This is a genomic window from Nonomuraea sp. NPDC049480 (genome assembly GCF_044465905.1).
In the GTDB taxonomy this organism is placed as follows: Bacteria; Actinomycetota; Actinomycetes; order Streptosporangiales; family Streptosporangiaceae; genus Nonomuraea.
On sequence record NZ_JBITMD010000001.1, the window covers coordinates 750,831 to 777,073 of the forward strand.

General features: G+C 69.1%; 21 protein-coding genes. 10 read left to right on the forward strand and 11 right to left on the reverse strand.

All coding sequences use genetic code 11. The features are described 5' to 3' along the window. Nucleotides 1-214: 214 nt before the first annotated feature. The gene (locus ACIBX3_RS03530) at nucleotides 215-502 is read left to right on the forward strand and encodes an Rv3235 family protein (protein ID WP_397112643.1); all 288 of its coding nucleotides are present in this window, start codon (nucleotides 215-217) and stop codon (nucleotides 500-502) included. A 56-nt stretch (nucleotides 503-558) separates the two neighbouring features. Here ACIBX3_RS03530 and secA read toward each other — a convergent pair whose 3' ends face one another. Continuing rightward, nucleotides 559-3,348 (reverse strand): preprotein translocase subunit SecA, encoded by a 2,790-nt coding sequence (gene secA, locus ACIBX3_RS03535; protein WP_397112645.1) that lies wholly within the window; start codon nucleotides 3,346-3,348, stop codon nucleotides 559-561. A gap of 222 nt (nucleotides 3,349-3,570) precedes the next feature. Here secA and ACIBX3_RS03540 point away from each other — a divergent pair, with 222 nt between their 5' ends. Then, the gene (locus tag ACIBX3_RS03540; protein WP_397112647.1) at nucleotides 3,571-3,831 is read left to right on the forward strand and encodes an HGxxPAAW family protein; all 261 of its coding nucleotides are present in this window, start codon (nucleotides 3,571-3,573) and stop codon (nucleotides 3,829-3,831) included. A 240-nt stretch (nucleotides 3,832-4,071) separates the two neighbouring features. Continuing rightward, the gene (locus tag ACIBX3_RS03545) at nucleotides 4,072-5,265 is read left to right on the forward strand and encodes a winged helix-turn-helix domain-containing protein (protein WP_397112649.1); all 1,194 of its coding nucleotides are present in this window, start codon (nucleotides 4,072-4,074) and stop codon (nucleotides 5,263-5,265) included. A gap of 294 nt (nucleotides 5,266-5,559) precedes the next feature. Here ACIBX3_RS03545 and ACIBX3_RS03550 read toward each other — a convergent pair whose 3' ends face one another. The 6 genes from ACIBX3_RS03550 to mtrA form a co-directional block, all read right to left on the reverse strand. Beyond that, nucleotides 5,560-6,258 carry a response regulator gene (locus ACIBX3_RS03550; RefSeq protein WP_397112651.1) on the reverse strand — a complete coding sequence of 233 codons (699 nt, stop codon included), beginning with the start codon at nucleotides 6,256-6,258 and terminating at the stop codon, nucleotides 5,560-5,562. A gap of 227 nt (nucleotides 6,259-6,485) precedes the next feature. After that, entirely contained in the window at nucleotides 6,486-7,154 is a 669-nt protein-coding gene (gene hpf / locus ACIBX3_RS03555; RefSeq protein ID WP_397112653.1) for a ribosome hibernation-promoting factor, HPF/YfiA family, read from the reverse strand. A 627-nt stretch (nucleotides 7,155-7,781) separates the two neighbouring features. Next, nucleotides 7,782-8,465, reverse strand: coding sequence for a ComF family protein (locus tag ACIBX3_RS03560; protein WP_397112654.1), 684 nt, complete (start codon nucleotides 8,463-8,465; stop codon nucleotides 7,782-7,784). Between the two features lie 311 nt (nucleotides 8,466-8,776). Further along, entirely contained in the window at nucleotides 8,777-10,504 is a 1,728-nt protein-coding gene (locus ACIBX3_RS03565; RefSeq protein WP_397112656.1) for an LpqB family beta-propeller domain-containing protein, read from the reverse strand. After that, nucleotides 10,491-12,233: an MtrAB system histidine kinase MtrB gene (mtrB, locus tag ACIBX3_RS03570; RefSeq protein ID WP_397112658.1), complete on the reverse strand. Its 1,743-nt coding sequence runs from the start codon at nucleotides 12,231-12,233 to the stop codon at nucleotides 10,491-10,493. Before mtrB ends, ACIBX3_RS03565 begins: the two co-directional genes overlap by 14 nt. Nucleotides 12,234-12,251: 18 nt before the next feature. Continuing rightward, nucleotides 12,252-12,929, reverse strand: coding sequence for an MtrAB system response regulator MtrA (gene mtrA / locus ACIBX3_RS03575; protein WP_026213951.1), 678 nt, complete (start codon nucleotides 12,927-12,929; stop codon nucleotides 12,252-12,254). Nucleotides 12,930-13,418: 489 nt separating this feature from the next. Between mtrA and ACIBX3_RS03580 the strand changes: the two genes are divergently transcribed. The 5 genes from ACIBX3_RS03580 to ACIBX3_RS03600 are packed head-to-tail and all read left to right on the forward strand — an operon-like array spanning nucleotide 13,419 to nucleotide 19,022. Then, nucleotides 13,419-14,450: a glycerophosphoryl diester phosphodiesterase membrane domain-containing protein gene (locus ACIBX3_RS03580; protein ID WP_397112660.1), complete on the forward strand. Its 1,032-nt coding sequence runs from the start codon at nucleotides 13,419-13,421 to the stop codon at nucleotides 14,448-14,450. Further along, nucleotides 14,447-15,376, forward strand: a complete 930-nt coding sequence (locus tag ACIBX3_RS03585; RefSeq protein ID WP_397112662.1) for a DUF4129 domain-containing protein — start codon at nucleotides 14,447-14,449, stop codon at nucleotides 15,374-15,376. The genes ACIBX3_RS03580 and ACIBX3_RS03585 overlap by 4 nt, the downstream gene beginning before the upstream one ends. Continuing rightward, nucleotides 15,373-16,635: a DUF4350 domain-containing protein gene (locus ACIBX3_RS03590; RefSeq protein WP_397112664.1), complete on the forward strand. Its 1,263-nt coding sequence runs from the start codon at nucleotides 15,373-15,375 to the stop codon at nucleotides 16,633-16,635. The genes ACIBX3_RS03585 and ACIBX3_RS03590 overlap by 4 nt, the downstream gene beginning before the upstream one ends. A gap of 13 nt (nucleotides 16,636-16,648) precedes the next feature. Continuing rightward, nucleotides 16,649-17,605, forward strand: coding sequence for an AAA family ATPase (locus tag ACIBX3_RS03595; protein WP_397112666.1), 957 nt, complete (start codon nucleotides 16,649-16,651; stop codon nucleotides 17,603-17,605). A 43-nt stretch (nucleotides 17,606-17,648) separates the two neighbouring features. Beyond that, on the forward strand, nucleotides 17,649-19,022 hold the full coding sequence (locus ACIBX3_RS03600; protein ID WP_397112668.1) for a DUF58 domain-containing protein: 1,374 nt from the start codon (nucleotides 17,649-17,651) through the stop codon (nucleotides 19,020-19,022). Between the two features lie 33 nt (nucleotides 19,023-19,055). Here the strand turns inward: ACIBX3_RS03600 and ACIBX3_RS03605 are convergent, their stop codons facing one another. Continuing rightward, a complete protein-coding gene (locus ACIBX3_RS03605; RefSeq protein WP_397112670.1) occupies nucleotides 19,056-20,048 on the reverse strand; it encodes a stage II sporulation protein M in 993 nt (330 codons plus the stop codon). Between the two features lie 51 nt (nucleotides 20,049-20,099). Between ACIBX3_RS03605 and ACIBX3_RS03610 the strand changes: the two genes are divergently transcribed. Next, nucleotides 20,100-21,035 (forward strand): RDD family protein, encoded by a 936-nt coding sequence (locus ACIBX3_RS03610; RefSeq protein WP_397112672.1) that lies wholly within the window; start codon nucleotides 20,100-20,102, stop codon nucleotides 21,033-21,035. Between the two features lie 101 nt (nucleotides 21,036-21,136). On the opposite strand, the gene ACIBX3_RS03615 is transcribed toward ACIBX3_RS03610, so the two are convergent. Further along, nucleotides 21,137-22,516 (reverse strand): LVIVD repeat-containing protein, encoded by a 1,380-nt coding sequence (locus ACIBX3_RS03615; RefSeq protein ID WP_397112674.1) that lies wholly within the window; start codon nucleotides 22,514-22,516, stop codon nucleotides 21,137-21,139. 85 nt (nucleotides 22,517-22,601) lie between these two features. Continuing rightward, on the reverse strand, nucleotides 22,602-23,987 hold the full coding sequence (locus tag ACIBX3_RS03620) for an LVIVD repeat-containing protein (protein WP_397112676.1): 1,386 nt from the start codon (nucleotides 23,985-23,987) through the stop codon (nucleotides 22,602-22,604). A 167-nt stretch (nucleotides 23,988-24,154) separates the two neighbouring features. Here ACIBX3_RS03620 and ACIBX3_RS03625 point away from each other — a divergent pair, with 167 nt between their 5' ends. Next, nucleotides 24,155-24,802, forward strand: a complete 648-nt coding sequence (locus ACIBX3_RS03625; RefSeq protein ID WP_397112678.1) for a DUF305 domain-containing protein — start codon at nucleotides 24,155-24,157, stop codon at nucleotides 24,800-24,802. 18 nt (nucleotides 24,803-24,820) lie between these two features. Here the strand turns inward: ACIBX3_RS03625 and ACIBX3_RS03630 are convergent, their stop codons facing one another. Further along, nucleotides 24,821-26,056, reverse strand: a complete 1,236-nt coding sequence (locus ACIBX3_RS03630) for an adenosylhomocysteinase (RefSeq protein ID WP_397112680.1) — start codon at nucleotides 26,054-26,056, stop codon at nucleotides 24,821-24,823. Nucleotides 26,057-26,243 lie beyond the last annotated feature (187 nt).

The following is a 26,243-nucleotide window of genomic DNA, read 5'->3' on the forward strand; positions in this document are numbered from 1 at the left end:
GTATGGACGAAAAGCATCGGAAATCGGGGAAGCTGGCGCCCGCCGTATATCCGAGCAGGGCCGAAAACTCCTTATAAGCGATTCTTTCTCCGCCCAGGAATTTGGAGGACGAGTGTCGGCAGCACCTCGAAACCCGCAGGTCGACGGGGCCCTGGCCCTGGACTCCCATCCCTTGATATGGGGAGCTCCGGGCTCTGTCCCGGACGAAAGGAAATTGCGCCACCTCGGGCAGGCTCTGGCCGAAGTATTGGCCGGCCGCCGGCCCCCGGAAACGGTGGCCGACCGGCTCACCGACCGCGCCTACCGCGAACTGGTCCAGGCGGGACAGATGATCCAGACGAGCCGCACTCCGTTCGCCGGCAGCATGCACGTGAAGGAGCCCCGGGACGGCGCGATCGAGATGTGCGTGCTCGTCCACTGCGGCGAGCGCAACCACGTCCTCGCCGTACGGCTCGAACGCCGCGGCGTCCAATGGCTCTGCACGGACTTCGAGACCGCCTAGGCACAGCGGAAGGGCCCCCACCTCGGACGGAGTGTGGGGGCCCTTTCAGCTCTTGCTCAGGAGGCGTGCTTCGGGTCGCCGTGGCAGCGCTTGTACTTCTTGCCCGACCCGCACGGGCACGGCGCGTTGCGCTCCACGTTGCCGTACGCGGCCCGCTCCTCCGAAGTCGTGCGCACCTTGGTGTGCTCGACCCCGCCCTGCTCACCCGGCGCGGTGTACTCCAGCTCGGCAGGCCTTTCGGGCCCGCGCAGCCCGCGCGCGATGATCGAGCGGGTCTCCGCGATGACCGCGTCCTCTTCCTCCACGATCGGGTTTTCCTGCACCTCGACCTCGAGGTTGAACAGGAAGCCCACGGAGTCCTCCTTGATGCCGTCAAGCATCGCGGCGAACATCTCGTAGCCCTCACGCGCGTATTCGATCTTGGGGTCCTTCTGCGCGTAGGCCCGCATGCCGATGCCCTCGCGCAGGTAGTCCATCTCGTAGAGGTGCTCGCGCCACTTGCGGTCGAGGACGGACAGGATGACCCGGCGCTCGATGTCGCGCATGGCCTCCGGGCCGAACTCCGCCTCGCGCCGGTCGTACGCCTCCAGCGCGTCCTTCTTGATCTTCTCGCTGATCAGCTCGGCGGTCAGCTCCTCGCTGCTGCCGGCCTCCTCGACGACGTCGTCGATCCTGACCGTGACCGGGTAGAGCTCCCCGAACGCCTTCCACAGCTTGTCGAGGTCCCACTCCTCGGCGAAGCCCTCGGCCGTGGCGCCCTGGACGTAGCCGTCGATCACTTCGCCGATGAAGTCGCGCACCTGCTCGTGCAGGTCGGCGCCCTCCAGCACACTGTGGCGCTCGGCGTAGATGACCTTGCGCTGGCGGTCCATCACCTCGTCGTACTTCAGAACTTCCTTGCGGATCTCGAAGTTCTGCTGCTCGACCTGGTGCTGGGCGGAGGCGATGGCCTTGGAGACGATGCCCGACTCGATCGGCTGGTCGTCCGGGATGTTGAGCCTCGTCATGATCATCTCGATGCGAGGCGAGTTGAACAGGCGCATGAGGTCGTCGCCGAGCGACAGGTAGAACCGCGACTCACCGGGGTCGCCCTGACGGCCGGAGCGGCCGCGCAGCTGGTTGTCGATGCGGCGCGACTCGTGGCGCTCGGTGCCGAGGACGTAGAGGCCGCCCAGCTCGGTGACCTCGTCGTGCTCGGCCTTGACCGCGGCCCTGGCCTTCTCCAGCGCCTCCGGGTAGGCCTTTTCGTACTCCTCCGGCGTCTCGACCGGGTCCAGGCCGCGCTGGCGCAGCTCGAGGTCGGCGCGGAACTCGGAGTTGCCGCCGAGCATGATGTCGGTGCCTCGACCGGCCATGTTGGTGGCGACGGTGATGGCGCCCTTGCGGCCCGCCTCGGCGATGATCGTCGCCTCACGCGCGTGGTTCTTCGCGTTGAGCACCTCGTGCGGCACGCCACGGCGCTTGAGCGCCTTCGACAACCGCTCGGACTTCTCCACCGAGGTCGTGCCGACGAGCACCGGCTGGCCGCGCTCGTAGCGCTCCTTGATGTCCTCGACCACCGCGTTGAACTTGGCGTCCTCGGTCTTGTAGACCACGTCCGCCTGGTCCTTGCGGATCATCGGCCGGTTGGTCGGGATGGGGACGACGCCCAGTTTGTACGTCTGGTGGAACTCGTTGGCCTCGGTGGCGGCCGTACCGGTCATGCCGGCCAGCTTTTCGTAGAGGCGGAAGTAGTTCTGCAGGGTGACCGTGGCGAGCGTCTGGTTCTCGTCCTTGACCTTCACGCTCTCTTTGGCCTCGATGGCCTGGTGCATGCCCTCGTTGTAGCGGCGCCCGTGCAGGATGCGACCGGTGAACTCGTCGACGATCAGGACCTCGCCGTCGGAGACGATGTAGTCCTTGTCCTTCTTGAACAGCTCCTTGGCCTTGAGCGCGTTGTTCAGGAAGCCGACGAGGTGGGTGTGCTCGGGCTTGTAGAGGTTGTCGATGCCGAGCCAGTCCTCGACCTTCTCGACGCCCGCCTCCAGGATGCCGACCGTGCGCTTCTTCTCGTCGACGATGTAGTCGCCGGTGCTCTCCTCGCCGGGGTTCTTCGCCTCGACGCCCCTGCGCAGCCGGGGCACGATCTTGGCGAACTCCTGGTACCACTTGCCGGACTGCTCGCCCGGGCCGGAGATGATCAGCGGCGTCCTGGCCTCGTCGATCAGGATCGAGTCGACCTCGTCGACGATCGCGTAGTTGTGACCGCGCTGCACGCACTCCTCGAGCGACCACGCCATGTTGTCACGCAGGTAGTCGAAGCCGAACTCGTTGTTGGTGCCATATGTGATGTCGGCTTCGTACTGCTTGCGGCGCTCGTCGGGCTGCTGGCCGGAGACGATGCATCCGACCTCGAGGCCGAGGAAGCGGTGGACGCGCCCCATGGTCTCCGCGTCGCGCTTGGCCAGGTAGTCGTTGACTGTCACGACATGGACGCCCTTGCCGGCCAGCGCGTTGAGGTACGCCGGGAGCGTACAGGTCAGTGTCTTGCCCTCACCGGTCTTCATCTCGGAGATGTTGCCAAGGTGGAGGTTGGCGCCGCCCATGACCTGCACGTCGTAGGGTCGCTGGCCGAGCACGCGGCGGGCCGCCTCGCGCACGGTCGCGAACGCCTCGGGAAGCAGATCGTCCAGGGTTTCGCCGTTGGCGTAGCGCTGTTTGAACTCGTCCGTCAGCGCGCGCAACTCCGCGTCGGACATGCTCGTGAAATCGTCCTCAATGGAGTTGACCTGGTCTGCGATCCGCTTGAGCTTGCGCAGGATCTTGCCTTCGCCGGCACGTAGGATCTTGTCGAGAATGGCTGCCACTTTATGTAAAGCTCCTCGCAGGTCTACCCCGGCGGCGTCGCCAGGAGGAGAGGCCGAGACAAACTTCCCCGATGCCATCGTAGGCGCTTCCGCCACCAGACACAGCCACCGTGCCGACGAGGGCGCCGGACCCGTCTGGGAGAATGGGGTCAAGGCAGAGGGTATGCCGGTTGAGCGCCGGCCCGCATCAATAGCGGATAACCGGCAAAGGAAGGATTTGTCATGGTTGAGGGGAAGAAGTCGGAGCATACGGAGAATCTCGGCAGCCACGGCGGGCGCGCGTCTTCGTGGCTGGCGGTGACGGTCATGCTGGCCGGATTCACCGTCGCCGGCTTCGGGCTGGTCGCCACCAGCTGGACGCTCATCTGGATCGGCGTCGGGGTGTTCGTCGTAGGAGGCATCCTGGCCCTCGTCTTCGATATCTTCACCGACGTCGTGATCGACGCCCCCCGCGTGGGCATGCGCGCTGAAGATCACCGCTGAACCCAGGCTTCACAGGCGGGCACCGACCATCGGCTGCCCGCCTTTTCCTTGCCGCCCGACGCGCCACCGTCACGAGGCGACGGTCCCCGGCCGGGCGGGCACGCCGTCCCGGGGAGCCGCAGGGCGCCGGCAAGCGCCAATGCCGCCGAAGCCCTCGTGGAGCACGCCCGGCGATTTTGTCGGTGCCCGCCGCTAAATTGCTCGCATGCATCGCCCTACCGAAACCACAGAACCGCGGACATGACCGGTTCGACCGACCTGACCGCTGACGAAGCACGCCGGATCATCCTGCGCGCACAGGGCCTGATCGGCGCCGACGCGCGCAAGGGCGGAGTGCACGCCATGCTGCGCAGGCTGGGCGCCGTGCAGCTCGACACGATCTCGGTCCTCGCCCGTTCCCACGAGCTGGTCGCGTACGCCCGCCTGGGCGCGGTGGGCAGGGCCAAGGTGGAGCGGGCCTACTGGCACAACCCCGCCCAGAGCTTCGAATACTGGTGCCACGCCGCCTGCATCCTGCCCGTCGAGCACTGGCCTCTGTACGCGTTCCGGCGCCGCGCCTTCCGCGACCGGAAATACCGCTGGCACGAGGTTCCGGACAGCGTGGACAAGCTCCTGGAGCAGGTCCGCGAGTCCGGCCCGCTGATGACCTCCGACGTCGGCGGCGCCAAGAACGGCGGCCCGTGGTGGGACTGGTCCGACTCCAAGATCGGCCTGGAGTGGCTGCTGGACATCGGCGAGCTGGTCTGCAGCCGCCGCGTCGGCTGGCGCCGCGTCTACGACCTGGCCGAGCGCGTGGTCCCCGCCGGCCTCCTCGCCGAGGACCTCACGGACGAGGAGTGCGTCATCCGGCTGGCCGGCATCGCCGGGCGCTCGCTGGGCGTGGCCAACAGGACGGACCTGATCGACTTCCTGCGGCTCAAGGGCCGTTACGCGGCGATACTCGACGAGGTCCTGCTCAGCGGCGCGGCGGGCCTGGTCCCGGTGACCGTCGAGGGGTGGCCGGGCAAGAAGGGCCAGGCCAACGCCTGGGCCGATCCCGCCGCCCTGGAGTCGGAGCCGCGCGGCCGCCACCGCACGACGCTGGTGTCGCCGTTCGACTCGCTCATCTGGCACCGCGGCCGCACCGAGCGGGTCTTCGGCTTCGAGTACACGCTGGAGCTCTACGTTCCCAAGCACAAGCGCGTCCACGGCTACTTCACGATGCCGGTGCTGGCCGGCGGCCGCCTGATCGGCCGCGTCGACCCGGCCCGCGAGGGCACCACGCTGGTGGCCAGGCAGCTCAGCCTGGAGCCCGGCCTCTCTCCCGCCAAGTGGGCCGACGCGTTAGCCGACGCCCTGTGGTCGGCGGCGGAGTGGGTGGGCTGCGACTCGGTACGCGTCGAACGCGCCGACCCACCGGAGCTCGTCTCCATGCTGGGAGCGCTCAACAGGTGAACTGAGCACGGTTCCGCGATCAGGATCCATGGCCAGGCAGTGCGTCGCGAGCCGCCTTCCAGGTTGCACCAGAAGGCGGCTCAGCACCTGGCCGACATGCCGGAGCACGCCGCCCGGCGACACGGTGCCGAACCCAGGAATGCCTCGCCTCCGACCCGGCCATCGACGTGGTGCTCTGGGAGTCGCCTCCCGCGCCGCCGGCATCCCGTGGTACTGGATCGTCAGGGTGGACGACCAGGGCGTCTCCAGCGTCGAGATCCTCGCGCTGGATCGTGGGATCGCCGGCAGGTTACGCTACGTGATCTCCAGCATGCGCTCCCGCACCGCGTAAACCACGGCCTCCATCCGCGAGTGCAGCTGCAGCTTGTCGAGAATGTTCCGGACGTGGTTCTTCACGGTGTTCTCGGAGATGAACAGCTGCTTGGCGATCTCGCGGTTGTTCATGCCCTTGGCCACCAGCCGCAGGACCTCCATCTCACGTTCGGTGAGCCGGGGCACGGGAAGCTGGGGCGGGCGTTCGGACTCCTTGCGGCTCATGTTCTGGAACTCGCTGATGAGCTTGGCCGCCATCGCCGGGTTGATTAACGACTGGCCCTCGTGCACGCCGCGCACCGCGGCCGGGACGTCGTTGATCTGGACGTCCTTGAGCAGATAGCCGGTCGCTCCCGCCTTGATGGCCTCGAAGAGGTCTTCTTCCTCGTCGCTCACCGTCAGCATGATGATGCGCGTGCTGGGGACGGAGGCCTTGATGCCCTTCGCCGCCTCGATCCCGTCCTGCCGTGGCATGCGCACGTCCATGAGCGCGACGTCAGGCATGAGGCGATCGGCAAGTACGACCGCCTCCTGCCCGTCGCTCGCCTCACCGACCACCTCGATGTCGGGCTCAGCGGCCAACGCCAAAGCCAGGCTCCGCCTGATCAGCTCGTGGTCATCCACGATCAGCACACGGATCGGCTCGCTCGCTGCGGTGCGAGCCTCGCCGGATTCGCTCACGAGGCCTCCTTCGTCAGCCTCGTAAGCAAGCTGGTTCGCTCGCTCCACTCGCTCACGAGGCCTCCTTGATCCACCTCGCGAACGCGTGCGCCTCGCTTCGCTCGCTCGACTGAACCTGACTGAGCTCGCTCACGTCTCCTCCTCGTCGGGGGCCAGAGCCGTTGAACCGCCATGATGGCACGTATGCCGCGGTTCTCGGGTGGTCGAGAAGATCTTTTAGCGCGCGATCAGGGCTCTACGAGCCGCAACACGCCGTAGTTGTACCCGCGTCTGTTGTAAACGACGCTCGGCTGGCCGCTCTCCTTGTCGCGGAACAGGTAGAAGTCGTGTCCGACCAGCTCCATCTCGAGCAGGGCCTGATCGATGGTCATCGGTTCGGCTCGGTGGAACTTCTCCCGCACGATGAGCGGCCCCTCGCCGTCCATCTCAATGGGGACGATGTCGTCGTAGCGCTTGTTGTCGCGCTGATGCAGTTCGTCCTCGTCGGCCTCGACCGGCTCGGGGACGGCGGGCTGCTTCTTCGGCGCCAGGTCGGCGACGTCAGGGAGCGTCGCGGTCAGCTCCGCCACCGAGGGCGGGCAGTGGCTGCCATGGTGGACCTTGCGCCGGTCGGCCAGCCGCCTGAGGCGGCCTTCCAGCTTGTCGAGGGCTATGTCGAGGGCTGCGAATCGGTCGTCGGCCGAGGCCTCGGCGCGGATGGCCGGTCCTCGAGAGTGAATGGTGAGCTCGACGCGCTCCCGCTGACTGGCGAGACGCGGATTGCGTTCTTTCGACACCTCCACATCAACTCGGATGAGTTTGTTGTCCAGACGTTCGATCCTGGCCAGCTTGGTCGTCACGTGGTCGCGGAACCGGTCACTCACTCCTGTGTGCCGGCCCTTGACGATGATGTCCATGCAACAGCCCCCCTTCCGTCTAACGACTGAGCAAGAGCGCCCGACGACGTGCCTGCCGGGCGGGGTCTTCTGTCTGCCTTTCTGTCACCGTTACCCTCTTCCGACTCATGGTCACCGGGAACTCGGTTGGCACCCGTCCGGCCGACCTGGTCTTCGACCCCACATCCGCCTGCTGAGGATTTCGCAGCTCTGTCGCCACTACTACCCTTCTCTTCTGGCGAGGGGCATCTGACCCCTCGGGAAGGCAGGACTTACCCCTAAGCCGCACCGTGATCGGTCGACAAAGAGTCGCCTTACGTGGACCGTTTTGCCTGCGGCTGGCATCGGCTAGCAGAGCCGGGAACCCCGACCCTGCGCAACCACGGACCCGAACGGGTGCCATGTCAGAACGCTATCCGCATCCTGGGCGAATGTCAGCCGGAGGTTCGACCAAAGGATCACTTTCCGTGATTTCCGCAGGGTGCGCGAAGGCCGCTTGATGTCCTATTCAACCGATCGGCAACCCTTACGAGGACGGGCCTCCCTACCACTGAGCTGCCCCACCGCACTTGCGAGGGAAGGGGCATGTCACCTCCTGGTGAGGACCATGATTTGGATCTTTCTTTACCGACTGTCACGTAATGCTTTTCAAGATCTTCGGCGTGTCGCCGCGACGGTTACGGCCAAGGGCACCTCGACCCCCGCCGACCGCAGGGCTTTGGAAGCTTCCACAAGGGTGGCGCCGGTCGTGACGATGTCGTCCACGAGCAGCACACAGGCCACTGGAGGGCCTTTCGCGGCTCCGACGACCCGGAGTGACCCCGCGAGGTTGGCGGCCCTCTCAGCCGAACTCAGCCCCGCCTGGTCGGCAACCCGCCGCGCCTGCCGCAGCGCCGCCCACGGCTCGGCCGGCAGACCGTACGCCCGCAGCCGGCGCGCCGCCAGCGCCGCCAGCCGCCGGACCGGGTCGTGCCCCCTGGCTCTCAGACTCGCCCGCCCGCTGGGCACGGGCACGACCGCGAACCTCTGTCCCGCCCAGCGCGCCCCGGTGCCGCCGATCGCCGTGACCGCCGTGAAGGCGAGGGCCTCCGCCAGCACGCCCGCCAGCGCCACCGCGCCCCGCTCCTTGTACGCCACGATCGCCCTGCGCACTCCCCCTTCGTAAGGGCTCGCCGACCAGCAGTCAGGCGTCCCCGGCAGTCGCGGTCTGGGCAGGCGCCTGGCCGGATGGGCGGTCAGCTCGGCCAGGCATCGCCCGCAATATCGCGACCCTTTCGCACGGCAGCCCGCGCATGTCCGCGGCAGGACCAGATCGAGTACGGCGCTCAGCACGCGCCCCAGAATGCCGCCCACCACCGACGGTTCCGCCCCGCCGCCCGACGGTTCCCCGTCGACACGCCCCCCGCATCGGGTGCCGTCCGACCGCATCGGCACCGGCACCGGTGAAGCACCTCCGCGGCGGCGCGGACGGGCGGCCATGACAGGGTGCCGGCACTGGGCGACGCGGCTTGGAACGACGGCGAGGCGGAGCGGCGCGGTGCAGGACGACGGCGAGGCGGAGCGGCGCGGAACGGCGTGCCCGGCGGCGCCCACACGGTACGGAAGAGCCGCTGTGCGGCACCGAAGCGACGCCAGGCCGGATCTCAGCCCAGCGGAAAGAGCGGGGACTCGACGTTGGAGTCGATCTTGGCGGTCCAGCTCTGGTCCGCGTTGAGCTCAATGATCTTGCGGCCCTTCCCCTTCTCTCCCTCGGCCTCCGCCAGGACGCGCTCGTTCAACGCCGCCACCGACCAGAGCTTGTCCTTCAGCGGAATCTCGTTGATCTCCCCGTCACCGATGTCGATCTCGTTCAGTATCTGCCCGGCGTTGCTCTGGACCAGCACCAGCAGATGCTCGTCGTCCCGCCACGCCACGTCCTGGACGTCCCCCGCGTCGGTCGCCGTCAGCGGCCGGACGTTGCCTAGCTTGAGCCCGCCCGCGCCCGTCAGCGCGCCGATCTGGATGGTGTTCTTGCGGGTCGTGACCACCACCCGCACCCCGTCCCTGGCGATGCGCAGGTTGGTGACGTCCCACCCCTTCAGCCCGGGCGCGGAGACCCGCTCGGGCCCGCGCCCGCTGGCCGGGTCGTACCTCAACACGACCTTGTTCTTCTGGTCGAACGTCCACAGCGACCCGTCACGGTGCCACGACGGCGGAGTGAGCTCCGCGCCGTGGATGACCTCCTGCCACTGCCCCTCCTGCGTGCGGCCGACCACGGAGATCCCGGTGTCGGTCTCCGCGGCGATGAGGGCGCCGTCCTTGGACATGGCGAAGTGGCGGTAGCCCGCGCGCTGCTCGCCGGCCGGTCCCGCCACGGTGGAGCCCGGTCCCTCCGGCCCCATGCTGTGCACCGCGCCCTTGCTCACGTAGAAGGCGGCGTTACCCAGGTTGTCCAGCAGGTTCTGGTCGGAGTTGGGCCAGAAGATGGAGTACGACTCCCCGTCCGCGATCACCTCGATGCCGCGGCCCTTGGCGACGTCGTTGTTGTTGAGGCTGTACCTGATCTGGGCCATGAGGGCCTGTTCGGTGCTCAGGTCCAGGGGGTCGAGCGGGCCGGACAGGTTGATCACCACCCGCTCGTCCTCGCCCGACCGGACCGACTCGATCTTGGTACCGGGCGGGAAACCCGTGGTCACCGCGCCCTGCAGCGCGGCGGTCGGAGCCTTGAGCAGCCGTTCGAGGATGATCTTCGCGTACGTCTCCGTCGGCTTCAGCCGCAGGCGTACGTTGTCCACAACGAGCCTGTCCTGGGTGCTGCCGTTCAGGTAGTAGAGCTTGGTCGCCCGGTACGCGCGATCCACGTCGGACTTGGTGAGCAGGAGCCCGTCGGGCAGTTTCCGGACGCGGTAGCCGCCGCCCTGCGCCTTGACCAGCTCGATGTCCCGGTCCCAGTTCCCGGCCTGGGGAATGTAGGTGTCGTCCTCGTCGATGCGGGCGATCAGCAGGCCCTTGATCGTGATCGTCCGCACCCCGTCCGTGCCGTCGGATTCACCCGGGACGAACGTCAGCCGGTCGTCGAGCACCGTGACCGCCCCCGAGGCCGTCCAGCTCTCCAGGGCCTCGGGGGTCAGGTATTGAGGCAGGATCGTCGGGTCGTCGGCGTAGGCGGCCATGGCGGCCTGCAGTCCCCTGACGGTCTCCTCCTCGGTCCAGCCGGGCTGCGGCGAGGTGGCGATCATGCGCTGGAACGGCTTGCTCAGCGGATCGCCGCCGCCGGCCTCGCCGTTGACGGTGTACGGCCCGCTCACGGGGATCACCGTGCAGCCGGAGATCGTGCAGGCCACGGCGGCCGCGATCGCGACGACCGCTCCGAACCGCCTAGTCCTCGTCATGGATCGCCCCGTCCCCCGTGGCGGGCAGCAGCACGGGCGTCATGGCCCCGCGCCAGGTGCGCCGCATCTCGATCTCCGGCGGCACCAGCGGCAGCGGCGAGCCCTTCAGGCCGGCCCCGGCCAATCTGGGCAGCGTCAGCCTGAACTGCGAGCCTTCGCCCGGCTGCCCCCATGCCTGAAGCCAGCCGCCGTGCAGTGTGGCGTCCTCGCGCGAGATCGCCAGCCCGAGCCCGGTCCCGCCGATGGTCCGCGCCCGCGACGGGTCGGCCCGCCAGAACCGGTCGAACACCATGGTGTCCTCGCCCTGCTTGAGCCCGATGCCGTGGTCGCGTATGGCGACCGCCACGGCGTCCCGGTCCGCGCCCACGGTCACCACGATCTCCCTGCCCTCGCCGTGCTCGATGGCGTTGAACAGCAGGTTGCGCAGGATCCGCTCGACCCTGCGGCTGTCGATCTCGGCCATGCAGGGTTCGTGCGGCAGCCGCAGCTCGAAGCGGGTGCCGTGCCGCTCGGCCAGCGCCTCTGAGTCCTCGATCGCGCGCAACACGACCTTGGTCACGTCCATGGAGTCCAGGTCGAGTGTGGCGGCGCCGGCGTCGTAGCGGCTGATCTCGAGCAGGTCGGCCAGCATCGACTCGAACCGCTCCAGCTGCGCCTGCATGAGCTCGGCCGACCTGGCGGCCATGGGGTCGAAGTCCTCGCGGGCGTCGTACAGCAGGTCGGCGGCCATGCGCACGGTCGTCAGCGGCGTGCGCAGCTCGTGCGAGACATCCGAGACGAACTGCCGCTGGACCTGCGACAGCTCCTCCAGCTGGTGGATCTTGAGTGCCAGATTCGCGGCCATTTCGTTGAACGAGTTCGCCAGGCGGGCCAGGTCGTCCTCGCCGCGCACCTTCAGCCGCTCGTCCAGCTTGCCGGAGGCCAGGCGTTCGGCGGCCTGGCGGGCCAGGCGTACGGGGGTGACGACCTGGCGGGCGACCAGGTAGGCGATGGCGGCCAGCAGCAGGACGAGCCCGAGACCCACGACGACGATGGCCAGCCGGACGTTGGACAGCAGCTCCTCTTCCTCGTTGAGCGGGAAGAAGTGGTAGACCTCGTAGTTCTGGCCGGTGAAGGTCTGGTGCACCACGCCGCCGACCACGTACGTCAGCCTGGGCTGGCTCTGACCGGCGAACGTGAGCCGCTCGATGGAGACGACGACCTTGTCGTACTCGAGGTTCCGCACGCTGGTCTGCAGCGCGGTCCTGAGCTTGAGCGGCACGTTCGCGAGCACGACGCTGCCGGAGGCCCGGGACCCGCCGGGGCTGGCCACGTTGAGGATCAGCACGTCGTAGCGCTTCTTGGAGCCGTCCTCGCTCGAGCCGGTCACGGTGTCCATGACGTCGTCGAGCGGGTTGGCCGCGCCGCCGCCGTCGACCGGCTTGGCCTGGTCCTCCGTCTCGGGGGTCAGCGCGTCGGCGATCTGCAGGCGGTCGGCGTACGCCTCGCTGACCGAGGAGCGCTGGGTGCTCTCGATGACCGACTTGTTGATCTGCGTGGACAGAAACGTCCCGAGCACGACGACCACGATCACCGAGATCACCAGCGTGCTGGTGACCACCTGGAGCTGGAGCGAGCGCCGCCAGACGCTGCGTGCCCTGCCCGCCGCGCGACGAACCCGCCGGCGGACTCCGCCGAGAATCTGGCGGAGCGTCCGCCGGCGGGGACGCTTCTTCTTCGTCGGGGGCATGTCAGGGGAGGAGGGCGACTACGCGGGGCCGGCCTTGTAGCCGACGCCGCGGACCGTGACCACGATCTCGGGGTGCTCGGGGTCTTTTTCGATCTTGGCCCGGAGCCGCTGGACGTGCACGTTGACCAGCCGCGTGTCGGCCGCGTGCCGGTAACCCCACACCTGCTCGAGCAGGACCTCGCGGGTGAACACCTGGCGCGGCTTGCGGGCCAGCGCGACGAGCAGGTCGAACTCGAGCGGCGTGAGGTTGATGGTCTCCTCGCTCCGCTTGACCGAGTGACCGGCCACGTCGATGGTGATGTCGCCGATCTGCAGGATCTCGGGGGTCGGCTCGTCGGTGCGGCGAAGCCGCGCCCGCACCCGCGCCACCAGTTCCTTCGGCTTGAACGGCTTGACGATGTAGTCGTCCGCGCCGGACTCCAGCCCCAGCACCACATCTATCGTGTCGCTCTTGGCCGTGAGCATGACGATCGGAACCCCCGACTCAGCCCTGATCCTGCGCGCGACGTCGATGCCGTCCGCCCCCGGCAGCATCAGGTCGAGCAAGACCAGGTCCGGGCGCGTATCCCGGAACGCGTCGAGGGCCTTGTCGCCATCGGAGACGAAAGATGGTTCGAACCCCTCGCCCCGCAGCACGATCCCCAGCATCTCGGCGAGAGCGGCGTCGTCGTCGACGACCAGCACGCGACCTTTCATGGCCCCTCATTCGTTCTACGCATTGTGGGACATACCCGCACGATCGCTGAAGGTTACCCTTCGTCGGCCCATGAGTGTGACCTGAGTCCTGCAAAAGGCGAATTTTAGGCCCGCCCCCGCGACCGCTATCTTAAGTCTGCGGTAACAGAGCAACTTTCGGCCATCCCCGGATGGGGACCTTGACCGGATTCGCCCAAGAATGCAGGCAAGATGAGCGGGCGAATCCGCTCCGTGACACCAATGCCCCGCCCAGCGTGCCAGGATTGGGATATGTCAGACGGTCACGGTCCCACGTCCGAGACGCCATCCGGATGGTCGGCCGAACAGCCCCCGCCCTACAGCGCCCCGCCGGCCTCCCCGTGGACCGCGCCCGGCTCACCGCAGCAGGGTCCCCACGGGCAGCCGTACGAACCGCCTCAGCAACAACAACCCCACGGACCCGGGCCCCAAACAGGGTATGCGCCCCAACCGCAACCCGGTTACGGCTACATGCCGCCTCCGCCGGCACTGCGCCCCGGCATCATCCCGCTGCGCCCCCTGGGCCTCGGTGACATCCTCGACGGCACGATCAAGCTCATCCGCTCCAATCCGAAGGCCGTGCTCGGCCTTTCGGCCGTCGCCGCCCTGCTCGCCGCCATCCCCCTGGCCATCGGCCAGGCCTTCGTGCTCAGTTCCATGGGCGGCCTGCTCGCCAACCCCCAGAACACCGCCGGGGCCGAGGAGCTCACCGGCATCTACGGCCTCGCCGCTCAGTACGGCAGCACGCTCGTCTCGTACGCCATCCAGTTCGTCGTGGTCACGCTGCTGACCGGCGTGCTGACCCGCATACTCGGCCGGGCCGTCTTCGGCGGCACCATCAGCGCCGGCGAGGCCTGGCAGCTCGTCAAGGGCCGGATCCCGGCGCTGTTCGGCGTCGTGGGGCTCATGGCCGTCATCATGCTCGTGCCCCTGATCGTCTTCGTTCTCCTGATCGTGGCCCTCGCGCTGAACGTCTCCGCCGACTCCGCCGTCTGGCTGCTCGGGCTGACGATCCTCTTCCTCATCGTGTACATCGGCTACTACCTGTTCTTCAGGAGCCGCTTCGCGTTCGCCTCGCCGGCCGTGGTCCTGGAAGGCAGAGGCCCGATCGACGCCATGCGCCGCTCGTGGCATCTGGTCACCGGCGACTTCTGGCGGGTGTTCGGCATTCTGCTGCTCACCTCCCTGCTCGTCGGCCTCGTGGGAGGCATTCTGACGGTGCCGTTCACTCTGGCGGGAACGCTGCTCGGCATGTTCGGGGCGGGCTCCGCGGCCACCGCCGTCGTGTCCGCCGTGCTGATCGCGATCGGCGCCACGCTCGGCGCGATGATCACCTACCCCTTCGAGGCAGGGGTGGCGGGTCTGCTCTACGCCGACCGGCGGATGCGCAGCGAGGCGTTCGACCTCGTGCTGCAGACGGCGGCCATCGAACAGCAGCGCCAGGGCTGGGTGCACGCCTCGGCCGACGAGCTCTGGCACCCGTCCAACTCCGCCAGGTCGTGAGCCCGATCGGCAGGGAGGAGGCCGCGCGCCGGGCGGCGGGGGAGCTCCTCAAGCCTGAGTACCAGAAGGAGACGTGGATCGACCTGCTCATGCGGCGCGTCAACCAGTTCCTCGGCGACCTGATCGACGTGGCCGCGGGCGGCGGGCCGACGGGCGGGATCGTCGGCGCCGTGCTTATCGTGCTCATCATTCTCGGGGTGATCGTGCTCATCTCGTGGCGGCTGCGCAAGACCTCGCGCAAGAACGCGCTCGCCGCGGGCGGGCTGTTCGGTGAGCGGGCGCTGAGCGCCGCCGAGCACCGGCAGGCCGCCGAACAGCTCGCCGCCGAGGGGCGCTGGAGCGAAGCCATCCAGGAACGGCTCCGCGCCATCGCCCGTGATCTGGAGGAGCGGGCCCTGGTGGACGGCATGCCCGGGCGTACGGCCGACGAACTGGCCGCGGAGGCGGCGGTGGCGCTGCCGGGGTTCGAGGCGGAGCTGGCTACGGCGGCCCGCTCGTTCGACGACGTCACGTACGGCGGCGTCCCGGGCACCCGCGAGGCCTACGACTCCATGTCCTTCCTGGACAACCGGCTACGCCAGGCCCGTCCGGTCCCCATGACGGCTCCGGCGGGAGTCGGCGCCCCGGTCCCGGTCGGCGCCGGCACCGGTCCTGCCATGAGCGCTTCCGGGGAATGGCCCGTGTGTGGCCAGGTCGCCAGGCCGGCGGGCATGCCAGCGGCAGGTCCGCCCATGGGACCGCCGGCCTACCCGCTCGCGCCGCCGCAGGCCGGGCCGATCGCCGGGCCCCCGGCCGGTCCTCCGGCCGGTCCTCCGGCAGGATCGGCCGCAGAGCAGCAGCCCGCAGACCGGCAGCCCGGGGACGCGTCTGGTGACGTGGCGGCCGGGGAAAGACCGGAGCCCGAGTCCGAGGGAGGGTCGTCATGAGTGCGGTCATGCGTCCGGACCCCGGGTCCGGCGGGACTCCACTCGGCGTCGCACCCCCGGCATCCTCGACCGCGCCCGGTGGGACCGCGCTCGATCCCGCGCCCGGCGGATCCCAGCCCACCTCCGCCACCGCCCGCTCCGTGTGGGCCGCAACCCGCATGATCGTGCTCATGGGCGCCGCTCTCGTCCTGGTGGCCATCGTGGCAGTCATGCTCGCCCCGGACCGGGGCCCGTCACGCCGGCTGGACCCGGCGGACACCACGCTGGACGGTTCCAAGGCGCTGGCCGAGCTGCTGCGTGCCCGCGGCGTCACGGTGGACCGGGTCGACTCCGTGGAGGCGGCGACAGAGAAGGCCGCGACGGGCAACCGGCTGCTGCTGATCACGGACACGATGTACTTCGACGAACACGTCCTGGCCGGGATCCAGGGCGATCGGCTGATCGTCGGCAACCTGCCCGGCATCGAGACGCTGGCCCCCGGCCTGCGCCAGCGCTACGAGCAGGGGGCGCGCACCCGCAACCGCGAGCCCGAGTGCCAACTGCCGGCGGCCAAACTGGCGGGCACCGCGTACATGGGCGGCGTGGCGTTCGACGGCCCGGCGGGCGCCACCGGCTGCTACCCGGCCCCCCGTGGGGGATACACGCTGGTCAGCTACCCGAACGCGGGCGGCGTCACGACGGTCGTCGGCGACGGCTCCTTCATGACGAACAGGCGCCTGGCCGAGGACGGCAACGCGGCGCTCGCGCTCAACCTGATCGGCACCGGCAGGCCCGTGACGTGGCTGGTACCCCCGGACAACCCGCCCGCGCTCGACCTGCCCGGCGAGCGCGGCGAGTCGATGTACGACCTGATGCCGGACAACATCCGCTGGACCGTCTACATGGCGATCATCGCCCTGGCACTCGCCGCGTTCTGGCGGGGCAAGCGTCTGGGGCCGGTGGTGGCCGAGCGGTTGCCGGTCATCGTACGGGCGGCCGAGACGGTCGAGGGCCGCGGCCGGCTCTACCGGGCCAGGCGCGCCCGGCAGCGCGCGGCCGACGCGCTGCGCGCGGGCACGATCGACCGGCTGACGCCCAGGCTGGGGCTCGCTTCGGGCGCGGGCGCACAGGAGCTCGTCGCGGCGCTCGCCGCCCGTACCGGGCAGGATGCGCATCAGATCGGCGCGGCGCTGTACGGGCCGCCGCCGGCGGACGACGCCGGCCTCGTCGCCCTGGCCGGATACTTGGACTTCATCGAAAGGCAGGTCAGTGAACTCTGAGGAGACATTCCGCGTGACGACCTCGGCCGACACGGCCAGGGACGCGCTCGGCGCGCTGCGGGCCGAGGTGTCCAAGGCCGTGGTGGGCCAGGACGCGGTGGTGACCGGGCTGGTCATCGCGTTGCTGTGCCGGGGGCACGTGCTGCTGGAGGGCGTGCCCGGCGTCGCGAAGACGTTGATGGTGCGCACGCTGTCGTCGGCTCTGTCCTTGGACTTCAAGCGGGTGCAGTTCACGCCGGACCTGATGCCGGGCGACGTGACCGGGTCGCTGATCTATGACGCGAAGACCGCGGAGTTCGAGTTCCGTGAGGGTCCGGTGTTCACGAACCTGCTGCTCGCCGACGAGATCAACCGTACGCCGCCGAAGACGCAGGCGGCGCTGCTGGAGGCGATGGAGGAGCGGCAGGTCAGCGTGGAGGGCTCGGCCCGGAAGCTGCCCGACCCGTTCGTGGTGTGCGCGACGCAGAACCCGGTCGAGTACGAAGGCACGTACCAGCTCCCGGAGGCGCAACTGGACCGGTTCCTGCTGAAGCTGACCGTGCCGCTGCCGCCGCGTGATCAGGAGATCGCGGTGCTGGAGCGGCACGCCCGGGGCTTCGACCCACGTGACCTGTCGGAGATCAAGCCGGTCGCCACGGCCGAGGACCTGGCGGCGGGGCGGGAGGCGGCTGCCAAGGTGCATGTGGCGCCCGAGGTGCTGGGCTACATCGTGGACGTGGCCCGCGCGACGCGTAACTCCCCCTCGCTGCAGCTGGGCGTCTCACCGCGTGGCGCCACGGCGCTGCTGGCCGCCTCGCGGGCGTGGGCGTGGCTGTCCGGCCGGCACTACGTGACGCCCGACGACGTCAAGGCGCTGGCCAGGCCCGCGCTGCGGCACCGCGTGCAGCTCCGCCCGGAGGCCGAGCTGGAGGGCGCGACCTCGGACGGCCTGCTCGACGGCATCCTGGCCTCGGTCCCGGTCCCGCGCTGATGTCGGCTCTGACGGGATCCGCAGATCCGGCGGTGGTGCGCTGATGGCGCTGACGGGAAGGGCCGGGCTGGTCGCGGCGCTCGGGATCGTGGTGGTGTTGCTCACCCCCCAGCCCGGGGCCACGCTGGCAGGCGTCTGCCTGGTGCTGGCCGCCGCGATCGTCGTGGACCTGGTGTTGGCGGGCGCCGTACGGCCGCTGCGGTTTCACCGCTCCGGAGACACGCTCGTACGCCTCGGCCAGCGGGCCACGGTCGAGCTGATCGTGGAGAACCCCGGGAACCGGCGGGTGCGCGGCGTGCTGAGGGACGCCTGGCCACCCTCCGCGAACGCCACCCCGCGGGTCGCCCAGCTGGACGTGCCCAAGGGCGAGCGCCGCAAGATCATCGTGACGCTCGACCCGGCCAGGCGCGGCGACCGGTCGTCGGTGGCCGTCACGGTACGCTCGCTGGGCCCGCTCGGCCTGGCCGCCCGCCAGGGCAACCACCGGTCGCCGTGGACGGTCCGCGTGCTGCCGCCGTTCCTGTCGCGCAAACACCTGCCGTCCAGGCTGGCCAGGCTCCGCGAGCTCGAAGGCCAGCACCCGGCGCTGGTGCGCGGGCAGGGCACCGAGTTCGACTCGTTGCGCGAGTACGTGGTCGGCGACGACGTACGTTCCATCGACTGGCGGGCCACCGCGCGCCGCAATGACGTGGTGGTGCGCACCTGGCGCCCGGAACGCGACCGCCGCGTGCTGATCGTTCTCGACACCGGCCGCACGTCGGCGGGCCGGGTGGGCCACGCGCCGATCCCCATGGCCGGGGCCACGCCGAACGGCGGCGGACTGCTGGTCAAAACGGATCTCAGGCCCGCGCCCGGCTGGCCGCGGCTGGACTGGTCGATGGACGCGGCGCTGCTGCTGGCCGCGCTCGCCGCCCGGGCCGGCGACCAGGTCGACTTCCTGGCCTACGACCGGGCGGTACGCGCGTGGGTGGGCGGGGCGTCGCGTACCCAGCTGTTGTCGTCGCTGGTCAACGTGATGGCGCCGATCGAGGCCGAGCTGATCGAGGCCGACTCGCAGGGCATGGTGGCGGCCATCCTGTCGCGGGCCAAGCGGCGCTGCCTGGTCGTGCTGCTGACGGACCTGAACTCGGCGGCTCTGGACGAAGGGCTCATGCCTGTGCTGCCGCAGCTTTCGTCGCGCCATCTGGTGCTGGTGGCCGGGGTGTCCGATCCGCGGGTGGCGGCGATGGCCGCGCGCCGGGGGTCGGCCGAGGAGGTGTACGACGCGGCGGCGGCCGAGCACGCCCAGCTCGAACGCCGGCGCATCACGGCGCGGCTGCGGCGGCACGGGGTGGAGGTCGTGGACGCGCTGCCGGAGGACGTCGCGCCCGCGCTGGCGGACGCGTATCTGGCGTTGAAGGCGGCGGGACGGCTTTAGGGCTGTCCGGACTTGTCCCGGTCGGCGAGGGGGTCAGGCGGTCGGGGCGACGTCTGGGGCACGTTCGATGTCGCCGGTCTCGTTCTCGCGCAGGGCCCGGCGGCCGAAGACGATCACATACGCCAGGAAGACCGCCTCGGCGACCACCCCGATGCCGACCCGCGCCCACGTCGGCAACCCCGACGGCGTCACGAACGCCTCGATCAGCCCCGACACGAACAACACCACGACCAGCCCCAACGCCACGCTCATCACGGCCCGCCCCTGCTCGGCCAGCACCTCCATCCGCCGCCGCGTCCCGGGGTCGATGACCGTCCAGCCCAGCCGCATGCCCGCGCCCGCGGCCAGGAACACGGCGGTCAGCTCCAGCAGCCCGTGCGGCGTGATCAGGCCGAAGAAGATGTCGAGCTTGTCGCGCGAGGCCATGAGGCCGCCGGTGACGCCGACGTTCGCGGCGGTGCCGTAGAGCAGGTACGGGATCGGCAGTCCCAGCAGCGCCGAGCAGGCGACCACCAGGGCGGACAACCACGCGTTGTTGATCCACACGAGGCTCGCGAAGGACGTCGCCGGGTTCTCCGAGTAGTAGTCGGCGAAGTCGTGCTCGACGAGCTGCGTGATCTCCTCCGGTGAGGCGATCGACGCCTGGACCTCGGGATTGCCCGCCACCCACACGCCCAGCACCCACGCGAACCCCACGAACGCCACCCCGGTGATCAGCCACCACCACCGCGCCCGGTAGGCCACCACCGGGAACGACACGGTGAAGAACCTCACCAGCTCCCGCCACGCGGGCGTGTGCGCGCCGGTCACCGCTGACCTGGCCCTGGCCACCAGCGCGGACAGCCGGCCGGTCAGCATCGGGTCGCTCGACGAGGAGCGGACGATGGACAGGTGCGTCGCCACCCGCTGGTAGAGGTCGACCATCTCGTCCACCTCGGCGCCGGTCAGCGACGAGCGGTTCTTGACGAGGTGATCGAGCCTGTCCCAGGCCGGGCGGTGTGCAGCGATGAACGCGTCGATGTCCACCTGAACATTCTGGCCGCTCGATCACCCGTACATAGCCGTTAGGCTCCACATATGTCAGAGGTTGTGACCGGCGACGCAGTCGTCGTCGAAGTGCGGGTAGCGCAGATGCCCTCCCGTGCCGTGGCCCTCGTCATCGACATGCTCGTGCAGCTCACCGCTCTCACCGGTGTGAACGCGATCTTAGGTGCCTTTGCGATCATCTCGGATCCCGCGATGTTCGTGGCTCTCAACCTCTTGCTGTCCATCCTGGTGATGGTCGGCTATCCCGTGCTGTTCGAGTCGCTCAGCAGGGGGCGCAGCCTCGGCAAACTGGCGCTCGGGCTCCGCGTGGTCGGTGACGACGGGAGTCCGGAGCGGTTCCGGCAGGCGTTGTTCCGTGGGCTGGCCGGGGTGGTGGAGTTCTGGTTGCTCTTCGGCGCGCCCGCGGTGATCGCCTCGCTGGTCTCGCAGCGGGGCAAGCGGCTCGGCGACGTCTTCGCGGGCACGATCGTGATCTCCGAGCGGGGACCGCGTGCCGCGGGGCAGCCCATCATGATGCCGCCGCCGCTGGCGAACTGGGCGGCCACGCTGGAGCTCTCCCAGCTGCCCGACGAGGTGGCGCAGGCCGCCCGGCAGTACCTGTCGCGGTGGCACGACCTGTCGCCGCAGGTCCAGTACGAGATGGGGGTGCGGATCGCGACCCAGACGGCGGCGTTCGTGTCGCCCGCGGCGCCACCCGGCGTGCCGCCGCACGCGTACCTGAGCGCTGTCCTGGCCGAGCGTCGCCGCAGGGAGGAGGCGCGGCTCGCGCAGCGCACCGGCGCCAACGGCCCACAACCGCAGCCCTCGCCGTACGGGCACCCCGGACCACAGCCGCAGCCGGGGCCGTACGCACAGCCCGGGCCGCGACCAGGGCCGTACGCACAGCCCGGGCCGCAGCCGGGGCCGCCGGCGCCCGCTCCGGAGCCGCCGAAGGCGACTCCGGGCGGGTTCGCGCCGCCGCAGTGAGCGGACGGCGCGCCACGAGCGTCTGAAGTGCCACGGGGACCGTTCAGTTCAACGAGGACCGGTCCCCGTGCCACCAGGACGTCAGCGCGCCACTGGGCCGATCAGTGCCACCAGGACCGGTACGACTCCTGGGTCTGCACGTTCAGCCGGTCGAACCGGACGAACCTTGCGCTGTCCGTGAGCCGGTCGTTGATCTTGATGATGTCCAGGCCCTCGTGGAAGTCGGACCCGTAGATGTATCCGTTGTAGTAGTACGCCGACCAGATGCCGCCTCCGTCACCGGCCGCGCGAGGACCGCGCTCGAAGTAGCCGATCTCCCGCGGGTGGGCGGCGTCGGTGAAGTCCCAGACCGACAGCCCGCCCATGTACCAGGCCTGGACCATGATGTCGCGGCCCTTGACGGGGATCAGCGAGCCGTTGTGCGCGACGCAGTTCTCCGTGTCGGCCTGGTGGCGCGGGATCTTGAAGTAGCTCCTGAAGACGAGCTGCCCGTTCACGATCTCGTAGATCGCGTCCGCGCCCTTGTTCGGCCCGATCGCCTCGTTGCAGGTGGCCGCGCCGCCGCCGCCGAGCTCGTCGGTGAAGACGACCTTCCTGGCGTCATTGCTGAAGGTGGCCGAGTGCCAGAAGGCGAAGTTCGGGTCGGTGGTCCTGGCGGTGACCTTCGGGTTCAGCCGGTCGGAGATGTCGAACAGCACGCCGTCACCCATGCAGGCGCCCGCCGCGATGTCCTTCTCGGCGTAGGCGGTGATGTCGTGGCAGCCTGTGGTCGGCACGAGCAGGCCGGGCTGGGTCTCGTTGCCTCCGTCGGGGAAGACGACCGGGGTGGTCGCGACCGCGGCCGCAGCGGGGTTCCGCAGCGGCACCTTGATGATCGAGATCTTGTCGTGCGGCGGCATGCAGTCGGGGAAGTTATCCGCCGGCAGGTACGACGACACGTAGACGTAGACGTTCTTGTGCCGGTCGTGGCCCTTGCCCGGCACCAGGGTCAGGGTGTGGGAGCCGCAGTTGGTCTCGACGGACTTGATGTACTTGGGATTGGCCTTGTCGGAGATGTCGAAGATCCGTACGCCCTCCCACGACTCCTTGACCGTGGCGGGCTGGCCCGTGCTGGCGCACGAGTCGTTGTTGCGGGAGGAGTCGACGGCGCCGAACAGCAGGTTGCCGTACACGCTGACGTCCATCTGGCCGCCCGGGCAGACCACGGAGCTGACGACCGTGGCCTTCTTGGGGTTCCTGATGTCGTAGATCGAGAAGCCGCCGTAGTTGCCGACATAGGCGTAACCGTCCTGGAAGGCCAGGTCGGTGTTGATGGTGGCGGCGATCGGGGCGGGTTTGGGGATGTTGAGCACGTGGGTCACGTTGGGGCTGGTGACCACGGTGTCGGGGGGCGGAATGTCGGCGGCCAGCGCGGGCACTCCGGTCAGCGCTAAGGCGAAGGCCGCCGCGGCCGCTACGAGGGTACGGCGCGAAATGAACACTCAGGAGCCTCCTTGATCATATTGTCCCGATGAACGTGTACGGCGAGGACCCCGATCCGGGGCCCTCGCCGACCGATGGTGGTGGTCAGTGGCCGTGGCCGTAGGACGCCTGCGTCTGCGCGTTGAGCGAGCGCATCCTGACGAAGTCGGCCTTGTTCGTCCGCCAGTCGTTGATCTTCAGTACGTCCAGGCCCAGGTTGAAGTCGGAGCCGTAGATGTAGCCGTTGTAGTAGTACGCCGACCAGAAGCCGCCGCTGAGCGCCGGCGCGGTGTTGTCCGGGCCGCGCTCGAAGAAGGCGATCTCCTGCGGGTGCGCGGAGTCGGTGAAGTCGACGACCGAAATGCCGCCCTGGTACCACGCCTGCACCATGATGTCGCGGCCCTTGACCGGGATCAGCGAGCCGTTGTGGGCCACGCAGTTCTCCGTGTCGGCCTGGTGGCGCGCAATCTTGAAGTAGCTCCTGAAGACGAGCTGCCCGTTCACGATGTCGTAGTACGCGTTGGCGCCCCTGTTGGGCCCGATGGCCTCGTTGCACGTGGCCCGGGTTCCGCCGCCGAGCTCGTCAGTGAAGATCACCTTCGTGCCTGCGTTGTTGAACGTCGCCGAGTGCCAGAACGCGAAGTTCACCTCGTCGCGCACGGTCGTGGTGACCCTGGGCTGCTCGGGGTTGCGGATGTCGAGCAGGATGCCGTCACCCATGCAGGCGCCCGCGGCGATGCCCTTCTCCGGGTAGGCCGTGATGTCGTGGCAGCCCGTCGTGGCCGACTTGCCGTTGGGGAAGGGCCCCGGGACGCCGCCGTAGCCGCCGTCGGGGAACAGGTTGGGCGTGGCGATCACGCTCGCGGCCGTCGGGTTGCGCAGCGGGACCTTGATGATCGAGATCAGGTCGTGCGGCGTCTTGCAGTCCGGGAACGTGTCGTTAGGCGCGTACGAGGAGATGTAGATGTAGACGTTCTGGCGCCACTTGTCCGGGACCAGCGTGTGCGTGTGCGAGCCGCAGTTGGTCTCGACCGACTTGATGTACTTCGGGTTGGCCTTGTCGGAGATGTCGAAGATCCTGATGCCTTCCCACGACTCCTTGATCGTGGCGCTCTGCGAGGTGCTGCTGCACGAGTCGTTGTTGCGGGAGGAGTCGACGGAGCCGAACAACAGGTTGCCGTAGACGGACACGTCCATCTGGCCGCCCGGGCAGACCACGGAGCTGACCAGCGAGGTCCGCTTCGGGTTCCTGATGTCGTAGATGGAGAAGCCGTAGTAGTTGCCGACGTAGGCATAGTCGCCCTGGAAGGCCATGTCCGTATGGATGTCGGCCAGCACTTCGGGCTTGGGCACGTTGGTGACGTGCTTGATGTTGGGACTCATGACGATTTCGCCGGGAGCCGGGATGTCCGTGGCCTGGACGGGCAGGGTAATGCCGGCCAGTGCCACGACCGCCGCCACGAGGATGAGGGCCCTGCGGGGGGTGAACACCGGTCAACCTCCTATAAAGAGGGCATAAATCTACGTAATCTTCGCCTTTCCATCACCCCGCGGACCAGCGTCCAAGCTGTCAATTTTTGTTCCTGTTCGCCATCTTTCAATCGGTCGACATATCACCTAGAGTGCGCATTCTCCACCGAGTCAGTCAGGGAGGCTGGGTGCGCGCCGCGCTCATCGTCATCGCAGGCCCAATGATCGGCGCTGTCATCGCTCTCTCCGGCTGCACGTCCAGCACGCCACCGCAGGCCCCGCGGGCCGACTCGACCGCACCCGTGATCGCCCCCGGGCGGCCCGGCGAGCAGGCCAAGACGCTCTCGCCCAGCGAGGCCGCCACCGCCGTCCCGTCCGCCACCCCGAACGCCGCCGACGTCAAGTACGTCCAGGACATGATCATCCATCACCGGCAAGCGCTCGACATGGCGCTGCTGGCGCCGAACCGTGCGGAGTCGGCGCCGTTGAAGAGCCTGGCGGACCGGATCAAGGCGGCCCAGGGCCCGGAGATCCAGTTCATGGCGAGCTGGCTGCGGGACCTCGACCAGAAGGTGCCCGAGCACCACGCGGCGCACGCCGGCATGCCGGGGATGGCCACGCCCGAGCAACTGGAGGCGCTGAAGGCGGCCAAGGGCAAGGACTTCGACCGGCAGTTCCTGCAGCTCATGATCAACCACCACCTGGGCGCGATCAAGATGTCCGAGCAGGTCCTGACCAACGGCTCTCACATCAGGATCGAGGAGCTGGCCGGCGACGTCAGCGTCACCCAGGCGGCCGAGATCCGCCGCATGCAGGAGATGCAGGCGGCACTCTGAGGGCGAGTGCGGGACGCTTCAGGACCCCACTCGCCAGGAGTGCAGGTAGTCCTCCTGCTCGGCGGTGAGCGTGTCGATGCCGATGCCGGTGGCGGCCAGCTTGAGCCTGGCCACCTCGTGGTCGATCTCCCCGGGCACGTCGTAGACGCCGGGCCTCAGTCCGGCCCGCTCGCCCACCAGCCACTCCACGGCCAGCGCCTGCGCGGAGAACGACATGTCCATGACCGCGGCGGGATGCCCCTCGGCGGCGGTGAGATTGACCAGCCGCCCCTCGGCGAGCAGCAGCAGGCGGCGGCCGTCGGGCATGACGTACTCGTCGGTGTTGGGCCGCACGCCGCGGTGCACCTCGTGGGCCAGCTCGTCCAGCGCCCGCACGTCGATCTCTACGTCGAAGTGGCCCGCGTTGGCCAGGATCGCCCCGTCTTTCATGACCGACAGGTGCTCGGCCCTGATCACGTCGCGGTTGCCGGTCACGGTGACGAACAGGTCACCGACCATCGCGGCCTGGGCCATCGGCCGCACCTCGTAGCCCTGGAGGGTCGCGTCGAGCGCCTTGACCGCGTCGATCTCGGTCACGATCACCCGCGCCCCGAACCCCTTGGCCCGCTCGGCCACGCCGCGCCCGCAGTACCCGAACCCGGCCACCACCACGGTCCGCCCGGCCAGCATGGTGTTGGTGGCCCGCATGATGCCGTCCAGCGTCGACTGCCCGGTGCCGTACCGGTTGTCGAACATGCGCTTGGTCCGCGTGTCGTTCACGGCCACGACGGGAAACCGCAGCGCGTCCTCGGCGGCCATCTGCCGCAGCCGGATGATCCCGGTGGTGGTCTCCTCGCAGCCGCCGCTCACCCCCTCCAGCAGATCCGTCCGCTCGGTGTGCAGGATGTTGACGAGGTCGCACCCGTCGTCGAGCACGAGGTCGGGCCCGAGATCGAGCGCCTGGTGGATGTGCCGGTAGTAGGTCGCCCGATCGACCCCGGCCCGTGCGTGCACGCCGATCCCATAGGCCCGCAGGGCCTCGGCGACGTCGTCCTGCGTGGACAGGGGATTGGAGGCCGCCAGCGCGATCTCGGCGCCCCCCGCTTTCAGCGTCCCCATCAGGACGGCCGTCTCGGCGGTGACATGCAGACAGGCTGCGATCTTCAACCCGTCCAGCGGCCGTTCGAGCGCGAACCGCTCGCCGATCGCGGTCAACACCGGCATCGAACGAGCGGCCCACGAGATCTGCCGCTCACCGCTTTCACTGACGTCCATGAGGTGCCTTCAACCGAAGAAGACGGCCAAGAATGCGCTCGTCACGGCGAGCTCCCCGTGAGCCTTCACGACCGGCCATGACAGACGGGAAGCGACGTCGGCGAGTGCGGGCAACTTGGCCTGCCGTAAAAGAAGGTGGTCCCAGGCGCTCCGAAGGAGCGACCCCGGAGCGCCTACCTGCGCATTT